The organism is Micromonospora sp. NPDC051296, assembly GCF_040682255.1.
Classification (GTDB): domain Bacteria; phylum Actinomycetota; class Actinomycetes; order Mycobacteriales; family Micromonosporaceae; genus Micromonospora; species Micromonospora craterilacus.
Genome location: NZ_JBFBAO010000540.1, coordinates 1 through 3279, shown reverse-complemented (window position 1 = coordinate 3279; position 3279 = coordinate 1). Strand labels below are relative to the sequence as shown.

The window sequence follows — 3279 nt, the reverse complement described above, 5'->3', positions numbered from 1 at the left end:
AGCCGGTGGTGGCGCTGGCCTCCCCGGCCCGCCCGCCCGGGGTGGGCGACTCCGTCGGCCCGGACGAGACGGCGGTGAGCGCGCTGTTCACCCAGTCCGGGGTGATCCGGGTGGACACCGTCGCCGAGCTGCTCGATGTCGGGGTGCTGCTGGCCAACCAGCCACTGCCCGCCGGAAACCGGGTCGGCATCGTCGGCAACTCCTCGGCGCTGACCGGGCTGGCGGCCACCGCCTGCGCGGCCCAGGGGCTGACCGTCGCCGTGGGCTATCCCCGCGACGTCGGGCCACGGGCCAGCGTCGCCGACTTCGCCGACGCACTGGCCGAGGCCGCCGCCGACGAGACCGTCGACGCGCTGGTGGCCCTCTTCGCGCCGCCGTTGCCCGGCCAGTTCACCGGCACCGAGGCGGATCTCACCGCCGCCCTGCCCGCCGCGTTCACCGCCGCCAAGCCCGCGGTGGCCACCTTCCTGGTCGGCCGGGCACCGGCGGGGATGCCCTCCTATCCGAGCGTGGAGGAGGCGGTCCGCGCGCTCGCCCGGGTCACCGGGTACGCCGACTGGCTGCGCCGGCCGCCCGGGGTGCTGCCCGAACTGCCCGACGTCGACCCCCTGGCGGCGCAGGCGGCGCTGCGGGTGGACGGCGCCGACCCGGGGGCGCTGCTCGCCGCGTACGGCATCGACGTGGTCGAGTCGGTGCCGGTCGCCTCGGCCGAGGAGGCCGCTGAGGCGGCGGCACGGCTCGGGTTCCCGGTCGCGTTGAAGGCCGCCGCCGGTGGGCTGCGGCACCGGCTCGACCTCGGTGCCGTCCGCCTCGACCTGCCCGACGACGCCACCGTACGCCGGACGTACGCCGAGATGGCGGCGGCGTTCGGCGCGGACGTCCTGGTGCAACCGATGGTCCCGCCCGGGGTGGCCTGTGTGGTGGAACTGGTCGAGGATCCGGCCTTCGGCCCGGTCGTCGGCTTCGGTCTTGGTGGGGTCGCCACCGAACTGCTCGGCGACCGGGCCTGGCGGGCGGTGCCGTTGACCGACCGGGACGCCGCCGAACTGGTCGACGCGCCACGCGCTGCGCCGCTGCTGCGGGGACACCGGGGCGCCGCCCTGGTGGACCGCGCCGCCCTGGCCGACCTGCTGCTGCGGGTCGGGCGGCTGGCCGACGAGCAGCCCCGGGTACGCGCGCTGACGCTGAACCCGGTGCTCGCCCGCCCCGACGGCCTCTCGGTGCTGCACGCCGCCGTCCGGGTCGGCTCCGCCGCCCCCCGCCCCGACACCGGCCCCCGCCGGCTGTGAAAGGAAGGGCCCCTTCTTAACGCCTGGTGTAGAGCAGGGGCCCCCTTTTAACAGCCGGGTCAGGGGCGGCTGGAGATCTGCTGCACCGCCCAGGCGTTGCCGTCCGGGTCGTCGAAGAAGACGAAACCGACGTTGTCCAGTGGGTCCGGCACCGGGCGGGGGTTCTCCCCGATGACCTGGATCTCGCTCACCTCGACGCCGCGGTCGAGCAGCTCGGCGCGGGCCTTGTGCAGGTCCGGCACGACGAGTTGGAGCCCCTTGAGCGACCCCGGCGGCATCTGCGGCACCACACCCTTTCCGATCACGATCGAGCAGCCGGAGCCGGGCGGGGTCAGCTGCACGATCCGTGCATCGTCGCCGAAGGCGGTGTCATGGTCGACGGCGAAGCCGAGCCGCTCGGCGTAGAACTCCTTCGCCCGGTCCACGTCGGAGACCGGCACGATCACGACTTCCAGTGTCCAGTTCATGGTTGTCCTCCTGATGTCGTCGCCAACAGCTCGGCGAGTCGGGTGAAGCTCTCGGTGACGCCCCGCGTCATCGGGTACCGCAGCGCCGTGGCGCGCCCCTCGGGGGTGGCGAAACGCAGCGTGGTGGTGACGGTGGTCCGCCCGGCCAGCTCGGTGAAATCGTGCCTGACCAGGGTCTCCCCGGGGTACGACTGGTCGTCGAACAGCTCCGTGCAGACCAGGCGGCGCGGCGGGTCGACCTGCCGGTAGACCCCGCTCTGGCCCATCCGCTCCCCGCCGGGGCCCTGCGACACGTACCGCCAGCGCCCGCCGACCCGGAGGTCCACCTCGCACTCGACGAGCCGCCAGCCACGCGCGCCGTACCAGCGGACCAGCAGCTCGGGCCGGGTGAAGGCGGCGAAGACCAGCCGCGCCGGTGCGTCGAACATCCGGCTCAGCACGATTTCCCGGTCTCCCGGGGTCTCGACCACGAGATGATCGTCGATCACGGCGCCTCGCCACCTCGCGGCTCGGGATCGTCTGCGGCACGCAGTTCGTCGAGGAGTTCGTCGAGCCGCTGGTAGCGCTCCGCCCAGTGGTCGCGGTACTCGGCGAGCCAGGCGGTGGCCTCCCGCAACGGGCCAGCCTGGAGGCGGCACGGGCGGCGTTGGGCGACCCGGCCCCGGCTGATCAGGCCGGCCCGCTCCAGCACCCGCAGGTGCTTGGAGATCGCCGGCTGGCTCATCGCGAAGGGCGCGGCGAGTTCGGTGACGGTCGCCTCGCCGGCCGCCAGCCGGGCGAGGATGGCCCGCCGGGTGGGGTCGGCCAGGGCCGCGAACGTGGCATCCAGATCCGTACGCACTGTGTATAACCTCTCGGTTCAATAACCAAGAGGTTCTTATCCGATCGGTGTACGCCGCGTCAAGCACCACGCACGACGGCGGCCCCAGCGAAATCGCCGGGGCCGCCGCAGGTCCAGCTCAGCAGGCGTACGCCTCCAGCCGCTGCGCCCGCTCCGGGGCCCGCAGCTTGAGCAGCGTCACCTTCTCGATCTGACGGATCCGCTCGCGGGACAGGCCGAACTCGCGGCCGACCTCATCCAAGGTGCGCTGCCGGCCGTCGTCGAGCCCGAACCGCAGCCGGATCACCGCCTGCTCGCGCTGCGACAGGGTGGCCAGCACGATGCTCACCTCGTTGCGCAACTCGCCCCGGGCGGTGGCGTCGCCCGGCTCCGCGGACGGGTCGACGGCGGCGACGAAGTCACCCAGCGCGCTCTCGCCGTCCTCGCCGACGGCCTGGTCCAGGCTGACCGGCTCCCGGTCGTACGAGATCAGCTCGATCACCTGGAACTCCGGTACGTCCAGTGCCCGGGCGACCTCGGCGACCGTGGGCTCGCGGCCCAGCGACACCGCCAGTTCGCGGCGGGCCCGGACCATCCGGTTGACCTGCTCGACCATGTGCACCGGGATGCGGATGGTGCGGGCCTGGTCGGCCATGGCGCGGGTGATGGCCTGGCGGATCCACCAGGTGGCGTAGGTGGAGAA

The 3279-nt window shown here is 73.5% G+C and carries 5 protein-coding genes; 1 reads left to right on the top strand and 4 read right to left on the bottom strand.

Annotated features, from left to right (window positions below):
- On the top strand, positions 1-1289 hold a 1289-nt coding region (locus AB0M52_RS32500), incomplete at its 5' end, for an acetate--CoA ligase family protein (RefSeq protein WP_363961596.1).
- Between the two features lie 59 nt (positions 1290-1348).
- Here the strand turns inward: AB0M52_RS32500 and AB0M52_RS32495 are convergent.
- From AB0M52_RS32495 to AB0M52_RS32480, 4 genes are all read right to left on the bottom strand, one after another.
- Positions 1349-1756 (bottom strand): VOC family protein, encoded by a 408-nt coding sequence (locus AB0M52_RS32495; RefSeq protein WP_363961594.1) that lies wholly within the window; start codon positions 1754-1756, stop codon positions 1349-1351.
- Positions 1753-2184 carry an SRPBCC family protein gene (locus AB0M52_RS32490; RefSeq protein WP_363961598.1) on the bottom strand — a complete coding sequence of 144 codons (432 nt, stop codon included), beginning with the start codon at positions 2182-2184 and terminating at the stop codon, positions 1753-1755. The genes AB0M52_RS32495 and AB0M52_RS32490 overlap by 4 nt, the downstream gene beginning before the upstream one ends.
- A gap of 56 nt (positions 2185-2240) precedes the next feature.
- Positions 2241-2597, bottom strand: coding sequence for a metalloregulator ArsR/SmtB family transcription factor (locus tag AB0M52_RS32485; RefSeq protein WP_363961592.1), 357 nt, complete (start codon positions 2595-2597; stop codon positions 2241-2243).
- 118 nt (positions 2598-2715) lie between these two features.
- On the bottom strand, positions 2716-3279 hold a 564-nt coding region (locus tag AB0M52_RS32480), incomplete at its 5' end, for a sigma-70 family RNA polymerase sigma factor (protein ID WP_363961590.1).

Coding starts and splice junctions, on each gene's coding strand:
- AB0M52_RS32495 (WP_363961594.1), bottom strand. CDS start 1,756: ATGAACTGGACACTGGAAGTCGTGATCGTGCCGGTCTCCGACGTGGAC.
- AB0M52_RS32490 (WP_363961598.1), bottom strand. CDS start 2,184: ATGTTCGACGCACCGGCGCGGCTGGTCTTCGCCGCCTTCACCCGGCCC.